Origin of the sequence: Streptomyces sp. NBC_00076, from assembly GCF_045041235.1 — a bacterium.
In the GTDB taxonomy this organism is placed as follows: domain Bacteria; phylum Actinomycetota; class Actinomycetes; order Streptomycetales; family Streptomycetaceae; genus Streptomyces.
The window spans coordinates 10,116,972-10,132,170 of the sequence record NZ_CP108242.1; the positions used below are offsets into that span (position 1 = coordinate 10,116,972).

General features: G+C 70.5%; 17 protein-coding genes and 1 pseudogene. 8 read left to right on the forward strand and 10 right to left on the reverse strand.

Annotated features, from left to right (window positions below; genetic code table 11):
- Position 1: 1 nt before the first annotated feature.
- Together OHA64_RS45100 and OHA64_RS45105 are read left to right on the forward strand one after the other, a co-directional pair.
- On the forward strand, positions 2 to 397 hold the full coding sequence (locus OHA64_RS45100) for a VOC family protein (protein ID WP_405623044.1): 396 nt from the start codon (positions 2 to 4) through the stop codon (positions 395 to 397).
- 29 nt (positions 398 to 426) lie between these two features.
- Positions 427 to 1,524 (forward strand): adenosine deaminase, encoded by a 1,098-nt coding sequence (locus OHA64_RS45105; protein ID WP_405623045.1) that lies wholly within the window; start codon positions 427 to 429, stop codon positions 1,522 to 1,524.
- Here the strand turns inward: OHA64_RS45105 and OHA64_RS45110 are convergent.
- Positions 1,488 to 2,003, reverse strand: coding sequence for a DUF664 domain-containing protein (locus OHA64_RS45110; protein WP_405624380.1), 516 nt, complete (start codon positions 2,001 to 2,003; stop codon positions 1,488 to 1,490). The genes OHA64_RS45105 and OHA64_RS45110 overlap by 37 nt on opposite strands.
- A gap of 28 nt (positions 2,004 to 2,031) precedes the next feature.
- Positions 2,032 to 2,916 carry a LysR substrate-binding domain-containing protein gene (locus OHA64_RS45115; protein ID WP_405623046.1) on the reverse strand — a complete coding sequence of 295 codons (885 nt, stop codon included), beginning with the start codon at positions 2,914 to 2,916 and terminating at the stop codon, positions 2,032 to 2,034.
- A gap of 126 nt (positions 2,917 to 3,042) precedes the next feature.
- Here OHA64_RS45115 and mgrA point away from each other — a divergent pair, with 126 nt between their 5' ends.
- Positions 3,043 to 4,038, forward strand: a complete 996-nt coding sequence (gene mgrA, locus OHA64_RS45120; protein ID WP_405623047.1) for an L-glyceraldehyde 3-phosphate reductase — start codon at positions 3,043 to 3,045, stop codon at positions 4,036 to 4,038.
- 172 nt (positions 4,039 to 4,210) lie between these two features.
- Here mgrA and OHA64_RS45125 read toward each other — a convergent pair whose 3' ends face one another.
- Positions 4,211 to 4,594, reverse strand: a complete 384-nt coding sequence (locus OHA64_RS45125) for a nuclear transport factor 2 family protein (protein ID WP_405623048.1) — start codon at positions 4,592 to 4,594, stop codon at positions 4,211 to 4,213.
- A 336-nt stretch (positions 4,595 to 4,930) separates the two neighbouring features.
- On the opposite strand from OHA64_RS45125, the gene OHA64_RS45130 reads away from it, so the two are divergent.
- Positions 4,931 to 5,341: a hypothetical protein gene (locus OHA64_RS45130; protein ID WP_405623049.1), complete on the forward strand. Its 411-nt coding sequence runs from the start codon at positions 4,931 to 4,933 to the stop codon at positions 5,339 to 5,341.
- 128 nt (positions 5,342 to 5,469) lie between these two features.
- Here the strand turns inward: OHA64_RS45130 and OHA64_RS45135 are convergent, their stop codons facing one another.
- Together OHA64_RS45135 and OHA64_RS45140 are read right to left on the reverse strand one after the other, a co-directional pair.
- Complete coding sequence (locus tag OHA64_RS45135) at positions 5,470 to 5,886, reverse strand: nuclear transport factor 2 family protein (protein WP_405623050.1); 417 nt, start codon at positions 5,884 to 5,886, stop codon at positions 5,470 to 5,472.
- Positions 5,883 to 7,211, reverse strand: a complete 1,329-nt coding sequence (locus OHA64_RS45140) for a streptophobe family protein (protein ID WP_405623051.1) — start codon at positions 7,209 to 7,211, stop codon at positions 5,883 to 5,885. The genes OHA64_RS45135 and OHA64_RS45140 overlap by 4 nt, the downstream gene beginning before the upstream one ends.
- 224 nt (positions 7,212 to 7,435) lie before the next feature.
- On the opposite strand from OHA64_RS45140, the gene OHA64_RS45145 reads away from it, so the two are divergent.
- Complete coding sequence (locus OHA64_RS45145; protein ID WP_405623053.1) at positions 7,436 to 7,903, forward strand: ATP-binding protein; 468 nt, start codon at positions 7,436 to 7,438, stop codon at positions 7,901 to 7,903.
- A 124-nt stretch (positions 7,904 to 8,027) separates the two neighbouring features.
- Here the strand turns inward: OHA64_RS45145 and OHA64_RS45150 are convergent, their stop codons facing one another.
- Positions 8,028 to 8,918 carry an RNA polymerase sigma factor SigF gene (locus OHA64_RS45150; RefSeq protein WP_405623054.1) on the reverse strand — a complete coding sequence of 297 codons (891 nt, stop codon included), beginning with the start codon at positions 8,916 to 8,918 and terminating at the stop codon, positions 8,028 to 8,030.
- A 537-nt stretch (positions 8,919 to 9,455) separates the two neighbouring features.
- On the opposite strand from OHA64_RS45150, the gene OHA64_RS45155 reads away from it, so the two are divergent.
- Positions 9,456 to 9,908 carry a helix-turn-helix domain-containing protein gene (locus OHA64_RS45155; RefSeq protein WP_405623055.1) on the forward strand — a complete coding sequence of 151 codons (453 nt, stop codon included), beginning with the start codon at positions 9,456 to 9,458 and terminating at the stop codon, positions 9,906 to 9,908.
- Between the two features lie 22 nt (positions 9,909 to 9,930).
- On the opposite strand, the gene OHA64_RS45160 is transcribed toward OHA64_RS45155, so the two are convergent.
- The 3 genes and pseudogenes from OHA64_RS45160 to OHA64_RS45170 form a co-directional block, all read right to left on the reverse strand.
- On the reverse strand, positions 9,931 to 10,533 hold the full coding sequence (locus OHA64_RS45160) for a ClpP family protease (RefSeq protein WP_405623056.1): 603 nt from the start codon (positions 10,531 to 10,533) through the stop codon (positions 9,931 to 9,933).
- Between the two features lie 2 nt (positions 10,534 to 10,535).
- Positions 10,536 to 11,174 carry an ATP-dependent Clp protease proteolytic subunit gene (locus tag OHA64_RS45165; RefSeq protein WP_405623057.1) on the reverse strand — a complete coding sequence of 213 codons (639 nt, stop codon included), beginning with the start codon at positions 11,172 to 11,174 and terminating at the stop codon, positions 10,536 to 10,538.
- Between the two features lie 119 nt (positions 11,175 to 11,293).
- A pseudogene (locus OHA64_RS45170) lies at positions 11,294 to 12,506 on the reverse strand (epoxide hydrolase family protein).
- A gap of 123 nt (positions 12,507 to 12,629) precedes the next feature.
- Here OHA64_RS45170 and OHA64_RS45175 point away from each other — a divergent pair.
- Positions 12,630 to 13,112: a VOC family protein gene (locus OHA64_RS45175; protein ID WP_405623058.1), complete on the forward strand. Its 483-nt coding sequence runs from the start codon at positions 12,630 to 12,632 to the stop codon at positions 13,110 to 13,112.
- Positions 13,113 to 13,258: 146 nt separating this feature from the next.
- Here OHA64_RS45175 and OHA64_RS45180 read toward each other — a convergent pair whose 3' ends face one another.
- On the reverse strand, positions 13,259 to 14,176 hold the full coding sequence (locus tag OHA64_RS45180) for an SGNH/GDSL hydrolase family protein (RefSeq protein WP_405623059.1): 918 nt from the start codon (positions 14,174 to 14,176) through the stop codon (positions 13,259 to 13,261).
- A gap of 197 nt (positions 14,177 to 14,373) precedes the next feature.
- Here OHA64_RS45180 and OHA64_RS45185 point away from each other — a divergent pair, with 197 nt between their 5' ends.
- Complete coding sequence (locus tag OHA64_RS45185) at positions 14,374 to 15,174, forward strand: VOC family protein (protein ID WP_405623060.1); 801 nt, start codon at positions 14,374 to 14,376, stop codon at positions 15,172 to 15,174.
- Positions 15,175 to 15,199 lie beyond the last annotated feature (25 nt).

Sequence of the window (15,199 nt, forward strand, 5' to 3'; positions counted from 1 at the left end):
GATGAGACGCGTCGCCCTGGTCACCCTCGTCGTCGACGACTACGACGAGGCGCTCCGCTTCTACACCGAGGCGGTCGGCTTCCATCTCGTCGAGGACACTCCGCGTCCGGACGGCTCCCGTTGGGTGGTCGTCCGGCCGGGCCCTCACCAGGAGGCCACCGAACTGCTGCTCGCCCGCGCCAAGGACGAGAGCCAGCGGGCCCGCGTCGGGGACCAGACCGGCGGGCGGGTCGGCTTCTTCCTGCACACCGACGACTTCGCCCGCGACCACGCCCGGATGCTCGCCGCCGGCGTGACCTTCCTGGAGGAGCCCCGTCACGAGCCGTACGGCTCGGTCGCCGTCTTCCAGGACCTGTACGGAAACCGCTGGGACCTGCTGCAACCGACCACCGGCTGAGTCCCGACCCGAGAGAGAACACCACGCACATGACCGCGCCCCGCATCGACACCGACACCATCCGCCGGCTGCCCAAGGCCGTGCTGCACGACCACCTCGACGGCGCGCTGCGCCCCGCGACCCTGGTGGAGCTCGCGGACGCGGTCGGTCACACCCTGCCCACCACCGATCCGGACGCCCTCGCCGCCTGGTACGTCGACGCCGCCAACTCGGGTGACCTGGTGCGTTACATAGCCACCTTCGAGCACACCCTCGCCGTGCTGCAGACCCGGGAGGGCCTACTGCGCACGACCGAGGAGTACGTCCTCGACCTCGCCGCGGACGGTGTCGTCTACGGGGAGGTGCGCTACGCGCCCGAGTTGATGCTGAAGGGCGGGCTGGCCCTGCCCGAGGTCGTCGAGATCGTGCAGGAAGGCCTGGCGGCGGGCATGGCGAAGGCGGCTGCCGCGGGGACACCTGTGCGGGTCGGCACCCTGCTGTGCGGGATGCGGATGTTCGACCGCACCAAGGAGACCGCCGAGCTGGCCGTGGCCTTCCGGGACGCCGGTGTCGTCGGCTTCGACATCGCGGGCGCCGAGGACGGGTTCCCGCCCGCCGACCACCTCGCCGCGTTCGAGTACCTGCGGCGCGAGAACGTCCCGTTCACCATCCACGCCGGCGAGGCGCACGGTCTGCCCAGCATCCACCAGGCGCTCCAGGTGTGCGGCGCCCAGCGCATCGGACACGGCGTCCGCATCACGGACGACATCCCCGACCTCGTCGGCGGCAAGCTCGGCCGTCTGGCGGGCTGGGTGCGCGATCGTCGCATCGCCCTGGAGATGTGCCCGACGTCGAACCTGCAGACCGGCGCGGCCACCTCGATCGCCGAGCACCCGATCACCCGGCTGAAGGACCTCGGCTTCCGGGTCACCCTCAACACGGACGGCCGTCTGGTGTCGGGCACCACGATGACCCGGGAGATGTCCCTGCTGGTCGAGGAGGCGGGCTGGACGGTTGAGGACCTGCGCACGGTCACGGTGAACGCCCTGAAGAGCGCGTTCCTGCCGTTCGACGAGCGCAGGGCCCTCATCGAGGACGTCGTCCTGCCGGGCTACGAAGCCGCGCTCCGCAGCAGCCCCCTGAGGTAGGCGGCCTGTCCGACGTGCTGGAGATCGTCGGACAGGACGCTGATCAGGCGTACCGCCAGAGTCACCGGTGGATCCCAGTGCTCGTCCACGACCTGCTCGAAGTCCTTGGCGGCGAGGGTGCGCAGATATCCGAGTGTCTGCTCGTGCACGGCGTCGTAGTACCCGGTCAGCAGTTCACCGGAGTCGACCCGCACCTTGGCGACCTTCACGGCGCTGTGCCCGTAGCCGGTGTCGCGGCGCGGAAGGTCGAGGCCGAACCGCTTCTCCCAGCCCTGGGCCGTCCAGACCTGGTCGAGCCCGGAGACACCGGCCACATGGTCGTCCTGGACCCGGGTGAGATGCCAGATCAGCCAGGCGACGGAGTTGGCGTCGGGCGCGGGGCGGGCGTGGAGGTCGTCGGGACCCAGGTCCTCGACGGTGGCGTGGACCTCTTCCTGGATGCGGCTGAACGCGTCGATGAGGATGTCCTTGGCATGCATACGGTCCACCATCGCGCATCTTCGTCCGTCATGCGCCCTCGGTTTCCAGAAGCGTCATCAGCGCCCGGGCGGCGGGACTGGCCGCCTGCGGAGGCGGCAGCAGCGCCACCGTCTCGTACGCCGCGTCGTCGGTGCCCTTGAGGGGGAGGGCGGTGAGGGCCTCCCGCTTGTGCCGGAAGTGCCGGGGCACGACGGCGATGCCGAGGTTCTCGTCCACCAGGTCGAGGAGGCTGTGCACGTCGTTCACCTCCAGTGCGACCGTTCGCCGCACTCCCGCCGAGGCGAACGCGGCGTCCGTGATCCGGCGCGGCCCCCAGTCCGGGTGGAAGTCCACGAAGACCTCGCCGCCGATCTCCTCCGGCGTGACCGCCGCGCCGACGGTCGCGAGCCGGTGGTCGGGATGGCACAGCACGGTCATCGGCTCACTGGTCAGCGGTACGGAACGCAGCTGGTCGGAGTCGGCCCGGGTGCGCACCGCGAAGGCCAGATCGAGACGGCCGGCGGCGACCTCCTCGGCGAGCGCGCCCGCTCCGGCCTGCCGCAGCCGGATCTCCACGTCCGGGTGATGCCGTCTGAAGACGGCCAGCAACCGCGCCACCTGCACGCCCGCGATGCACTGTTCGGTGCCCAGTGCGAGGGTGCCGCGCAGCACGCCCTGCACGGCGGCGACGGCCTCGTGCGCGGACCGGACCTGTGCGAGGATCCGTTCGGCCTCGCTCAGCAGCGCCCGCCCGGCCTCGGTGAGCGTCACCCGGCGGGTCGTCCGTACGAACAGCGGGGTCTGGAGCTCCCGCTCCAGCGCCCGGATGGAGGCCGACAGGCCCGACTGGGACACCATGAGGCGTTCCGCGGCCCGGGTGAAGTGCTGGTCCTCGGCGACCGCGACAAAGTGCTGGAGATGACGCAGTTCCATGATTGAGAAGCCTATCCGCTGAATTCCATCGGATTCTTCTGTTGGACCACTGTCCCAGGTCACGACAGAGTGGGCACCGGTTCCCTGGGAACCAGGTTCCACCGTGCCAACCCCTCTGGAGTCGCGTTGTACACCGCACACCCCGACCGTTACGCGGACATGCCCTACCGGCGCACCGGACGCAGCGGTCTGAAGCTTCCCGCGCTGTCGCTCGGCCTGTGGCACAACTTCGGCCCGGCGGACCGCACGGTCGAGACGCAGCGCGTCATCCTGCGCCGTGCCTTCGACCTCGGGGTCACCCACTTCGACCTGGCCAACAACTACGGCCCGCCGCCCGGCGCCGCCGAGTCCGCCTTCGGCGAGGCCCTGAAGGCCGACTTCGCGTCCTACCGCGACGAGCTGGTCGTCTCCACCAAGGCCGGCTACCTGATGTGGCCCGGTCCGTACGGCGAGTGGGGCTCGCGGAAGTACGTGCTGTCCTCGCTGGACCAGAGCCTGAAGCGGATGGGCCTGGACTACGTCGACATCTTCTACTCGCACCGCCCCGACCCGGAGACTCCCCTGGAGGAGACGATGGGCGCGCTGCACTCGGCTGTCCAGCAGGGCAAGGCGCTGTACGTCGGGATCTCCAACTACTCGGCCGAGCAGACCCGCGAGGCCGCCCGCATCCTGGGCGAGCTGGGCACCCCGCTGCTCATCCACCAGCCCCGCTACTCGATGCTCGACCGCCGCCCGGAGGACGAGGGCCTCCTCGACGCGCTGGACGAGCTCCAGGTCGGCTCGATCGTCTTCTCCCCGCTGGAGCAGGGCCTGCTGACCGGCCGCTACCTCGACGGCATCCCCGAGGACTCGCGGGCGGCGAGCGACAGCCCGTTCCTGAACTCGGACGCGGTCACCGAGGACCTGGTGGGGCAGTTGCGTGAGCTGAACGACATCGCCAAGTCCCGCGGCCAGACCCTGGCCCAGCTCGCCCTGGCCTGGGTGCTGCGGGGCGGCCGGGTCACCTCCGCCCTGGTCGGCGCGAGCAGCGCGCAGCAGCTCGAGGACAGCGTCGGTGCCATCCGCAACCTGGACTTCGACGCGGAGGAGCTGGCGCGGATCGAGGCGATCGTTAGGCGGTGAGCCTCAGGGTGTGCGGGGCATGACCCCGCACGATCTCGTCACCGGCCGGGCGCCGACCTCCAGGTCGGTGCCCGGCCGCGTCAGCCGGGCCGCTCTTCCAGCCGCAAGGTCATCGTGTCCCCCGCTCCCAGAAGACCACCGGCAGCGCGGAGACTCATCGTGGCGACGTCCCTCAAGCTCCTGCGGGCACCCGGTCCAGGAAACCCAGCACGGCCTTGATCCGGCCGTCCGCGTCCAGGGTGATCACGTCGGAGCCGGCCACCGGCGCCGAGCCGTCGGTCTCGTTCACCAGCTCCCAGGAGAAGCGGGCGGTGTCGTGGTGCCCGTCCACCGCGCCGGTCAGCCGGAAGACGAAGCCCGGGAACTGCTCATGGGCCCCCGCGATCACCGCCGCGATCTGCTCGTGGCCGCCTGCATCGGAGACCGGGTCGGTGTAGGTGCCGTCCTCGGTCCAGACGGCGGCGACCGCCTTGGCCCGTGCCTCGGGCTCCCGGGTGTTCCAGGCCTCGAAGTAGTGGGCGACGGCACTCTCGTAACGGTCGGTGTTCGCGGGCATGGGAGATCAGCCTCCATCGAGGACGTACCTGCTGGTCGGAAGCCGGATCCGGGCTCTCGCCGATCCGGTACCGCAACTCTGCCCGGATCGGCGGCGCCGGTCGATTACCCCTCAGGTCATGACGGCCGTGCAGAGCACCCATGGCATTTCGGCCATGTCGGGCGGTGAATATGCCAGGAGACTGGCCGGAAAGATGTGGTGACAGTGTTTCAGTAGTGAACATACTCAACAGCTAGGCACTTCACATCCAGCGAAGGGTCGATCACGCACAGCGCATGAACCGCACCGAGGGCGAGGCCCGGCCGACAGGCCGGCAGAGCAACGGGGGAGTGGATCGTGCACGACGAGTTCCTGTGTCACGTCACGGGGTACGGCACCTGCGACGGTCGGCGCATCGGCGTACCCCTGGGGACCTACCGAGCCCCCACCCTCGCTCTCGCCCTGTGGTGGCTGCGCGACCGAGCCTCCTGGATGGCCGACCGGCTCGACCCCCGGCCGGAGGCCGAGCACTTACCGGCCGGTGCGCTCGTCCCCGTCGGCGACACGGTGACCGACGTGCCCGCCGTACTGCGCGCCTGGTGCGCGGATCCGACCCAACAGGAGCGGGTCGCCGATGAGCTGGCCGCCGGGCGACTGGTCCGGATCGCCGCCTTCGACGACACCACCGAGTACGAGCTGCTGGCGGAGTCGGTCGACGCCCTGCGGATGCAGCGCACCGCCGCGGCACTCTTCACGCCCGTCGCCTGAGCAGCGCCCTCGAGAAAGCCGCATCAGGCGCGCGAGTTGACGTATCGGTAGATTTCAGCCACGACGGAGTGGCCGGTCGTACCGAGGTCACTGGTCGTCTCGCGTCGGCCTGCCGAGCTTCGTGCCCATCAGGCCTGACCGAGCCCGTTCAGCGGCACCCGCCGTGCCACCACCCTGCGGCGGCTGATCCGCCAGCCGTCGGCGACCCGCACCACGAGGTCCTCGTACGTCACGGACCCGCACGAGCCGTCCGACATGACGCCCAGTCCCTTGGATCTGACCCGCAACCCGCCATCAGCCGTCCGCCCCTCGATCACCACATCGGTGACGTGGTGTGCGACCGGGTTCCGCGCGCCCCGGGCCAGCGCCGCCTTCATCAGGGCGGCGAGGCCGACGACCTCGCCCTGTCCGAAGTCGGACAGGTCGTAGACGACGTCCGTGGTGAAGACCTCCGCCGAACGCTCCAGCTCCCCGGCGTCGACCAGGTGCCCGTACAGCGCGATCAACTCGTGGACGGCCAAGCGGTCTTCGAGCGTCGGTGTCATGCCCTGCCCTTTCGTCGACGGATCGCACGCTCCCACATCCGGCCGCACCGGTTCCAGCCGTTTTTGGCCGCGACGCGCCGCCGTACGGGGCGCGCCGGCAGCCCGCCGAGAAAGCCGGTGACCAGGCCCCACAGCGCGGCCAGACCGAGCGCCGCCCACAGCTCGGGCTCGAGGAACAGCTCCCCGCGGAGGCCGCCCCCGAGATCGCCGATGCCGAGCAGGGACAGGCCGTAGTGCGCGGAGATGGGGCCGACGAGGCAGATCATGAGCACCGTGAGGGTGAGGGCCACCGCCATGTGCAGGGCGTGCTGCCAGGAGCGCGTCCGGGCCGGTGACCGGGCCGCCATGGCGAAGGCCGCGGCCGACAGCAGGACCGCGTTCACAGCCACCAGCCACCACACCCGGCTGTCGTACTCGGCGATCGTGCCGAGGTTCAGCGACGCGGTGTCCCGGCCACGCAGCACCTCGTCGAGCACATGCGGCACGGGCAGCCCGAACGGTCCCTCCACCCGGCCGTTCCAGGTGGCGCCCAGACCGATCGTGAGTGTGAGCCAGGCCAGGTTCGGCATACCGAGCAGGATCAACGCGCAGGTCTCCGCCGCGTGGCCTCGGGTCGCCGCGACGACGAGGCCGATGAGGACGCCGAGGACCACGCACGCGAGCAGCAGCACCGCCATGGCGTGCGCGGCAGGGCGCACCGACTGCTGGAAGCGGAGCAGCCCCGGCGGCAGCGGAGCCCCACGCGACACCAGCAGCGCCAGCACCAGCACACCGCCGAGCCACAGTAGGCCGAGGACGAGGGTCAGCGGTACGTCCGTGGTGAAACCCACCTTCGGCGCCACGCCGAGCAGGTCTCCGAGGTCGGCCGGCATGCCGTCCCCGAGGGAGAGTGCGAAGGTCTGGCGTGCCCCGTAGGCCAGACCGAGGAGCGCCGCCAGCCACAGCACGGCGATCCGGGCCGCCCAGCCGGCCAGTTCGGTGGTCCGGGCGACCGCTCGGTGCCGCAGCGGACGCAGGAAGCCCGCGCCGAGCGCCAGGACACCCACGAGCGTGACCGACAGCGGGATCACAGTCAGCCCCGCGCGCGTGTCCGCCAGCGCCCCGGCGTTTGCCGACAACTCGATCGTGCCGCCCACGGCCGTCACGATCGTGGCCGCGACCACCCGGGGGAACGCGTTGTCGGGGAGGTCCGCCGCACCAGCCGCCCACAGTCCCAATGCGGCCGTCACACCCATGACGATCACCGCGCCCACCACCGTGGCCGCGGCCTGCACCCAGCCGTGGCGTGCGAAGACTGCCTGGTCATCAGGGGGCGGCGGACTCACGCTGCCACGCTAAGCAGCCGTCGGGTCACGCGCCCGCCGGGAGGGCCGTCCGCGTCGGCCTGCCGGCGACCGGTAGGGCGGCGCGCCCCTCGGGCCGGGCACCACGATCACCACCGGTCCGGCGTAAGGGGCGTCACGGGGACTCGGGGACTGCGATGCTCGGCTTGGGGTACGAGCACTGGTGCAGCAGCGTCCGGCCAGTCCGGCTTCCGAGAGAGAAACGCATGATCGAGCACCTGGACGGGGCAGTGATACCGACTGGTTTCGACGTGCCCGTGGAACCGCTATGGCGGGCGGCACACTACACCGGTGAGCCGGGATGTATTGCCGAGGCGCGGGCTTTCGCCGCGGGCTTCCTGGAGCAGCTCAGGACCGAGTGGTGCGCCGACGTGGGCCGTCGCACCGAGGGGGAGTTGCTCCTCGTGGTCAGTGAACTGGTCACCAACGCGGACCGGCACAGCGACGGTCCGTACATCCTTGAACTGGAAGGCACGGACACGTCGGTCGCGGTGGTGGTCTACGACAGCAGCGCCGCCCTGCCCCGGCGCTTCCCCAAAGACCCGCAGCGCATCGGCCGGCACGGACTGGAGATCGTCCACGCGCTGGCCGCCGAGATCGCTGTCGAGCGGGTGCCGGTCGGCAAGCGGGTACGCGCCGTCATCGGGCTGAGCGGGGAACGACCGACGCCCTGACCGCTGACTGCGGCCCACCGAGGTCCTGGGACATTGAGAACATTGACGGCACACTGAATCGCGGGTGCCGCCCCCCCCTTCCGTGTGGGGGCGGCACCCGCGATTCAGTGTCCGGTCCGGGTGGTCAGGCGCAGCCCAGCTCGCCCAGCATGCCCTGGCGCAGTCGGGTGATGATCCGCTTGATCAGTCGGGACACGTGCATCTGCGAGCAGCCGAGACGCTCGCCGATCTCCGCCTGGGTGGCCTCCTCCACGAACCTCATGTGGATGATCTCCCGATCGCGTTCGCTCAGCTCGGCCATCAGCGGGGCGAGGGACTGGAAGTCCTCCACGAGCCGCAGCCCGTCCTCCTCGACACCGATGAAGTCGGCGAGGACGGCCTCGCCGCCCTCCGCCCCGTCTCCGGTGAGCGCCGCGTCCAGCGAGGAGGAGTTGTAGCCGTTGGAGGCGATCTGGGCCTCGACCACCTCGTTCTCGGCGATGTTCATCAGGGTGGCGAGCTCGGCCACGGTCGGCTCGCGGTCCAGGCGGCTGGCGAGCTCCTCCCGGGCCTTCGCCAGCTCCACGCGCAGCTCCTGCAGCCGCCTCGGCACGTGCACGGCCCAGGTGGTGTCACGGAAGAACCGCTTGATCTCGCCGACGATGTAGGGGAGCGCGAACGACGTGAACTCGACCTCGCGTGACAGCTCGAAGCGGTCGATGGCCTTGATCAGACCGATCATCCCGGTCTGGACGATGTCCTCCATGTCGTCGCCGCGACCGCGGAACCGGCCCGCCGCGAACCGCACGAGGGACATGTTCATCTCGATGAGCGTGTTCCGCGCGTACTGGTACTCGTGCGTGCCTTCCTCAAGCTCGGTCAGTCGCTTGAAGAACTGGCGGGAAAGCGCTCGGGCGTCACGAGGTGCCACGGTCCGCGGGTTCTCGACTCCAGGCAGCGGCCCGTCACCCGTCGTCCTGGTCCCGGCGGTCTGCCTCACGACCTGTGCCTCAGACCGGATCACGGCGGTGTCCATTACCTCTCCCTCGAAAGTCACGGCTCGACCTCTGCCTCTTCGTCCTGGGTCGTCTCGGGTCCTGCTCCGGCTTCGCGGCCTACGGGTACCCGCATCGCGGTGACATATGCATGTCGGCCGCGAACCGACGAACCGTTCCAGGTCCTTCGGTCTTGCGCCTACCCGGGCCATCATGACGCATTCCCATGAAGTTGCCGAGAGGCGGAAAATCGGCGGTGGGCCGCAGCCGCGACCACGCACGCCTGCCCGTGTCACCGATCTCCCGGAGACAGACGGGATTTCTGCGGGCCCCGGACCTTCACCCCTGGAGATGGCAGGGCGAAGGTCCGGGGGCCGCCGACCGCTCGATGCCGCCGCCGAATCTCTCGCTGCCGGGGTCGCTGCGCCATCTGGCCGAAAAGGTGCGATTCCGGTTCCGCGGAGTGCCGGCCGAGGAGCACGGTCGTGAACGTCCTACGGCACCACCGCATCGCGCCGTGATTCCACCCAGGGCGGAATGCCGGGCCGTTCACGGTTGAGGAAACCTAGTCTTGAGAGGTGAGCGACCAAGCGCCGAACCAAGCCCGCGTGATTCCCCTGCGCCCGCCTGCCGCGCGCCCGGGGAACGCCCGCCCCGCGTCCGAACGGCCCGCCGCGTCCCCGCCCCGCCAGGCGCCGCCGGCCCCCTCTCCCCTCGAACCCCGCGCGCCGAAGGAACCCCTGTGGCGCGACCTGGTCGGCGACGTCCTGCGCCGTGAACGCCTCGCCCAGGACCGCACCCTCAAGGACGTCGCCGACGCGGCCCGGATCTCCATGCCGTACCTCTCGGAGGTCGAGCGCGGCCGCAAGGAGGCCTCCTCGGAGGTCCTCGCGGCCGCCGCCCACGCCCTCGGCCTGGGGCTCGGCGACCTGCTGTCGCTGGCGCAGGGCGAGCTCACCCGCCAGACCCGGTCCGTCCGGAGCCGCGGCCGGTCCACCGCTCCGTACAACGGGCTCTGCCTGGCCGCCTGACGAACCGCTCGGGGCCGGCGCCTCAGACCGTCACGAGGCGCCGACTCACCACCTCGTCGGCCAGGCCGTACGCCACCGCCTCCTGGGCGGTGAACACCTTGTCGCGGTCCATGTCCGCGCGCAGCGTCGCGACGTCGTGGTGGGTGTGCCGTGCCAGCACCTCCTCCACCTGGGAGCGGATCCGGACCATCTCCTTGGCCTGGAGGGCGAGATCGGACACGGTGCCCTGCCGTCCGCCGCTGGCCGGCTGCCCGAGCAGCACGCGCGCGTGCTCCAGGACGAACCGCCGTCCGGGGTCCCCTCCGGCCAGCAGCACGGCCGCCGTGGAGGCCGCCTGTCCGACGCAGAACGTCGAGATCGGAGCCTGCACGTACGTCATCGTGTCGTAGATCGCCATCAGCGAAGTGAACGATCCGCCGGGCGAGTTGATGTAGATCGCGATCTCGTTCTCCGGGGCGGAGGACTCCAGGTGGAGGAGTTGCGCGATCACGACGTTCGCCACGCCGTCGTCGATCTCGGTCCCCAGGAAGATGATCCGCTCCGACAGGAGCCGGCTGAACACGTCGTACGACCGCTCGCCCTGCGGGGTCCGCTCGACGACGTTCGGAATCGTGTAGCTCCCCATGGTCACAGCCCCATCCGTCGCTTCGAGGCGGCCGGGCGGACGTCCGCGAGGGACTCCACGACCCGGTCCACCAGGCCGTACTCCCGGGCCTGTTCGGCCGTGAACCAGCGGTCGCGGTCGCCGTCCCTGGAGATGGTCTCCGGGCTCTGGCCGGTGTGCTCCGCGGTGATCCGCTCGATGGTCCGCTTGGTGTGCTCCAGGTTCTCCGCCTGGATCTCGATGTCCGCGGTGGTGCCGCCGATGCCCGCCGACGGCTGGTGCATCATGATCCGCGAGTTGGGGAGCGCGTAGCGCTTGCCGGGGGCACCGACGCTCAGCAGGAACTGGCCCATGCTCGCGGCGAAGCCCATGGCGAGGGTGGAGACGTCGTTCGGGATCAGCCGCATGGTGTCGTAGATGGCCAGCCCCGCGTGCACCGAGCCGCCAGGGCTGTTGACGTACAGGCTGATGTCGGTGCGCGGGTCCTCCGCGGACAGGATCAGCAGCTGGGCGCAGACCCGGTTCGCGGAGACCTCGTCGACCTGGGTGCCCAACAGGACGATGCGCTGCCCGAGCAGCTGTGCGGCCAGCTGGTCGTCGAAGCGGGAGGGCGCGGTGTCGCCCTCCTCGGCCCGCGGAGCGAGCGTGGTGAGTGGAGTCATCGGTTCTCCTTGTGGTCGCGGGGATGCCGTCGACTCCACTCTTGACCTCGGACGGTGCCAGGACGCTGAATCTCTGCCCGCGGCAGATTCGCTGAGGGCAGAGGGCCGGAGGCGGGCGGTCAGCCCTTCTCGCGCAACTGCCGGAAGAAGGCGCGCACGTCGCCCACCAGCAGGTCGGGCTCCTCCATCGCCGCGAAGTGACCGCCCCGGTCGAACTCCGTCCAGCGCACGATGTTCTCCGTCCGCTCCGCCTTGTGGCGCAGCGGGATCTGCGGGTCGCCGAAGAAGGACGCCACCGCCGTCGGCGCGGTGGAGGGCTCGTGCGGGGCGGCGATCCGCTCGCCCCGGGCGTGGGCCCGCTCGTAGTAGACCCGGGCGGACGAACCCGCCGTGCCCGTCAGCCAGTACAGCATCACGTTCGTCAGCATCTGGTCCCGGTCGACGGCCTCCTCGGGCAGCTCCCCGGAGTCCGTCCACTCCTGGAACTTCTCGACGACCCAGGCGAGTTGGCCCACCGGTGAGTCCGTGAGCGCGTACGACAGGGTCTGCGGCCGGGTGGACTGCACGTGGAAGTAGCCGGTGCTGTCGCGGGACCACTCCTCCCACCGACGCCAGGAGATGAGCGTGCGCTCCCTCTCCGCGGGACCCAGTGCCTGAAGCTCCTCGGCGGTCGGCTCGGTGGCCTGCTGCCCACCGGGCAGCAGGTTGAGGTGGATGCCGAGGACCCGGTCGGGGTGGGCGCGTCCCAGCTCGCGGGAGATGCCGGCGCCCCAGTCGCCGCCCTGCGCGCCGAACCTGTCGTAGCCGAGGCCCGTCATCAGCTCCACCCACGCGTCGGCGATCCGGCGCGCCTCCCAGCCGGTCTCCCGGGTGGGCCCCGAGAACCCGAAGCCGGGAATGCTCGGCAGCACGACGTGGAAGGCGTCGGCGGGGTCACCGCCGTGTGCGGCCGGGTCCGTCAACGGCCCGACGATGTCCAGGAACTCGACGATCGACCCCGGCCAGCCGTGTGTGATGACCAGCGGGGTGGCGTCCGGCTCGGGGGAGCGGATGTGCGCGAAGTGCGCCCGCGCGCCGTCGATCTCGGTCGTGAACTGCGGCCACTCGTTCAGCCGCGCCTCCGCCGCCCGCCAGTCGTACTCGTGCCGCCAGTACCGCACCAGGTCGCGCAGGTAACCCGACCGGAACGCCGTACGCCCAGCCCACCCCTGGCAGCTCGTCCGGCCACCGGATCCGGTCGAGGCGGTCGTGCAGGTCGTCCAGTTCCCTCTGCGGTATGTCGATGCGGAACGGATGGAAACTGATGCCACCGTGGGCGGGAGAAGACGTCATGATCGCGATGGTAGGTGCGAACGGTGTAGCGGCCACCTGGATTAATCGCCCACGCGACCGATGAGTTTCGGGGCGAGGATCGGTCGACACAGGTGACCGTGTTCCACACGCCCAGGAGGACTCATGACCACCGACGGATTCACCACGTGCCTCTGGTTCGACGGCCAGGCCGAGGAAGCCGCCCACTACTACGTGTCGATCTTCAAGAACTCCAGCGTCGGACGCGTCGGCCGCAACGTCGAGGGAGGAGCAGGGCCCGTAGGCTCCGTGCTGGCCGTGGAGTTCACCGCCAACGGCCAGAAGTTCGTCGCGCTGAACGGCGGCCCGCAGTTCAAGTTCAACGAGTCGGTCTCCTTCCAGATCTTCTGCGCGAACCAGGAGGAGATCGACTACTACTGGACCAAGCTCACCGAGGCCGGCGGCGAGCCCGGCCCCTGCGGCTGGCTCAAGGACAAGTACGGCCTGTCCTGGCAGGTCGTACCCGACCACCTGATCGACATGATCAGTGACCCGGACCCGGAGAAGGCGGCCCGTACGACCAAGGCCTTCATGGCGATGGGCAAGTTCGACATCGCCGCCCTGGAGAAGGCCTACGCGGGCGAGTGACGTCCCGGTGCCGGGGAGCGGCCACGGACCACGTAGGGCCCGTGGCCGCCCGCAGTCATCCCGCCTCGGCCAGGACCTCCGCGATCACATGCCGTGAGTCCCGGCGATTCCACGGCCCCCGTGTCGAAGGTTTTTGCCCCCTCCGCTCACGGCTCGCCGGCCCGTTCCGCGATCGCCCGCGTGATCTCGCGGGCGATGCGCAGGATGCCCGGTGAGCGAACCGGACACGGCCGGGGAGTGGACGTGGTGGGCGCCAGGCAGAAGTGCAGGTAGTCCTTGTCGAGGTGAAGGGCCGTGCGGTCGCGGTCGGGCTGGGTGCAGTAGTCGGGGTGGGCGTGCTCGTAGTCGGTGCACGGCAGGTACTGGACCCAGGTCTGGCGGGCGCCGGCGGGGCTCACCGCCCGGCCCGCGTCGACGACGAGATCGCCGGAGGCCGCGGCCTGGTTCTCGTAGAGCGTGTTCACCCGGCGGACGCGGTCGGGGGTGAGCGGGTCCGGGCCCTGCGAGACCCACACGATCCGGGGCCGCTTCGCCCCGCCGGCCGCCGTGATCTGCTCGGTCAGCCGCTCGGCGTCGGCCGCGTACCGCGCGAAGTAGGCGGTGCGGGAACCCGCGTACGTGATGCCGTCCATGCACCAGGTGTAGCCCCACGCGTTGCCCCAGAACTGCAACACCACGAAGTCCGGGTGCGAGGCGCGCACCAGGGCGGCCGCCTTGTCCCGGTCCGGCACCAGGGAGCGCGCCCCGGTGCCCTCCAGGTAGTCGCACAACGTGGTCCCGGAATACGGCGCGCTGGTGTACCGCGCGTCCAGATCCCGCCGTAACTCCTGGCCGAGGACCCGCTGGCTCTCCATCGCCAGCGAGTCGCCGAGGTACAGCACGGTGGGCGCCCGCGCGGGGGCGCGTGAGGTGGCGGGTGGGCTGGTGGCCGGCCTGCGGTGTTCGGTGGCGGCCGAGGGTACGTCCGGGGAGGGCGGCGGCTCCTTGGGGCCGGACGCCGGGTCCGTGCACGCACTGAGCAGCAGCCCGGCGAGGAGCACCACCACGATCCACGCACGGCGCATGCGACCACTCCCGTCCCGGCCGGCGAAACGGCTCCCCAGGCAAGCACAGCCGGGTCCCAGGAGGAAGACGTACGACCCCTGGGGCAGCCGCCCCACCGACAGGACGCAGCGGATCTACGCGTTCGGCGCGCGGCGGGGCGAGCGGATGGATAGCGTGAGAAACCGGACCATTCACCGATCGGGAGAGGGCCGCAGCCATGGCCGTACAACCTGAGGGAACCCCCTGTTGGGCCGATGCGATGTTCAGCGACATCGAGGGAGCGAAGAGCTTCTACGGTGACGTTCTCGGCTGGACCTTCGGCGAGTCGTCGTCGGAGTACGGCAACTACACCCAGGCCTACGCCGACGGAAAGGCGGTCGCCGCCGTCGTACCGCCGATGCCGGGTCAGGAGGGGCACTCGCAGTGGTGCCTGTATCTCGCCTCCCCGGACGCCTCGGCCACCGCCGGCAAGATCCGTGAGAACGGCGGCGAGGTGGTGATGGAGCCGATGCAGGTGGGCGACTTCGGCACCATGTGCCTGGCCCGCGACCCCAGCGGCGTCGTCTTCGGCGTGTGGCAGGCGGGGACCCACGAGGGGTTCGAGGCGCCGCCCGAGCAGGCCGGCGCGTACTGCTGGGCCGAGGTCTTCACCCGTGAGCCCGGGAAGTCGGATCCGTTCTTCCCGGCCGTCTTCCCGTACACCGTGAAGCAGATGCAGGACGAAGCGGTCGACTTCCGTATGTTCGAGGTCGACGGCAACATGGTGCTCGGCCGGATGAAGATGACGGAGGAGTTCCCGCCCGAGGTGCCGCCGTACATCAACGTGTACTTCACCGTCGACAACTGCGACGACGCCGTCGCGCGGGCCACCAAGCTCGGTGGCGTGCTGCGATTCGGGCCCATGGACACCCCGTTCGGGCGCTTCGCCGCCATCAGCGACCCGCAGGGCGCGAGCTTCTCGGTGATCGACGTCACGACGACGACGGGGGAGATGCCGCAGGTCGCGGACGTCTCCTGACGGGTGTCCGGACGCCCCGCGCGGC

Bases quoted from the DNA above. Each gene is read 5' to 3' on its own strand.
- OHA64_RS45135 (WP_405623050.1), bottom strand. From the start codon at position 5,886: ATGACACCGACGCTCGAAGACCGCTTGGCCGTCCACGAGTTGATCGCG.
- OHA64_RS45115 (WP_405623046.1), bottom strand. From the start codon at position 2,916: ATGGAACTGCGTCATCTCCAGCACTTTGTCGCGGTCGCCGAGGACCAG.
- OHA64_RS45145 (WP_405623053.1), top strand. From the start codon at position 7,436: ATGATCGAGCACCTGGACGGGGCAGTGATACCGACTGGTTTCGACGTG.
- OHA64_RS45150 (WP_405623054.1), bottom strand. From the start codon at position 8,918: ATGGACACCGCCGTGATCCGGTCTGAGGCACAGGTCGTGAGGCAGACC.
- OHA64_RS45160 (WP_405623056.1), bottom strand. From the start codon at position 10,533: ATGGGGAGCTACACGATTCCGAACGTCGTCGAGCGGACCCCGCAGGGC.
- OHA64_RS45185 (WP_405623060.1), top strand. From the start codon at position 14,374: ATGGCCGTACAACCTGAGGGAACCCCCTGTTGGGCCGATGCGATGTTC.
- OHA64_RS45110 (WP_405624380.1), bottom strand. From the start codon at position 2,003: ATGCATGCCAAGGACATCCTCATCGACGCGTTCAGCCGCATCCAGGAA.
- OHA64_RS45175 (WP_405623058.1), top strand. From the start codon at position 12,630: ATGACCACCGACGGATTCACCACGTGCCTCTGGTTCGACGGCCAGGCC.
- OHA64_RS45165 (WP_405623057.1), bottom strand. From the start codon at position 11,174: ATGACTCCACTCACCACGCTCGCTCCGCGGGCCGAGGAGGGCGACACC.
- OHA64_RS45180 (WP_405623059.1), bottom strand. From the start codon at position 14,176: ATGCGCCGTGCGTGGATCGTGGTGGTGCTCCTCGCCGGGCTGCTGCTC.
- OHA64_RS45125 (WP_405623048.1), bottom strand. From the start codon at position 4,594: ATGCCCGCGAACACCGACCGTTACGAGAGTGCCGTCGCCCACTACTTC.
- OHA64_RS45100 (WP_405623044.1), top strand. From the start codon at position 2: ATGAGACGCGTCGCCCTGGTCACCCTCGTCGTCGACGACTACGACGAG.
- OHA64_RS45105 (WP_405623045.1), top strand. From the start codon at position 427: ATGACCGCGCCCCGCATCGACACCGACACCATCCGCCGGCTGCCCAAG.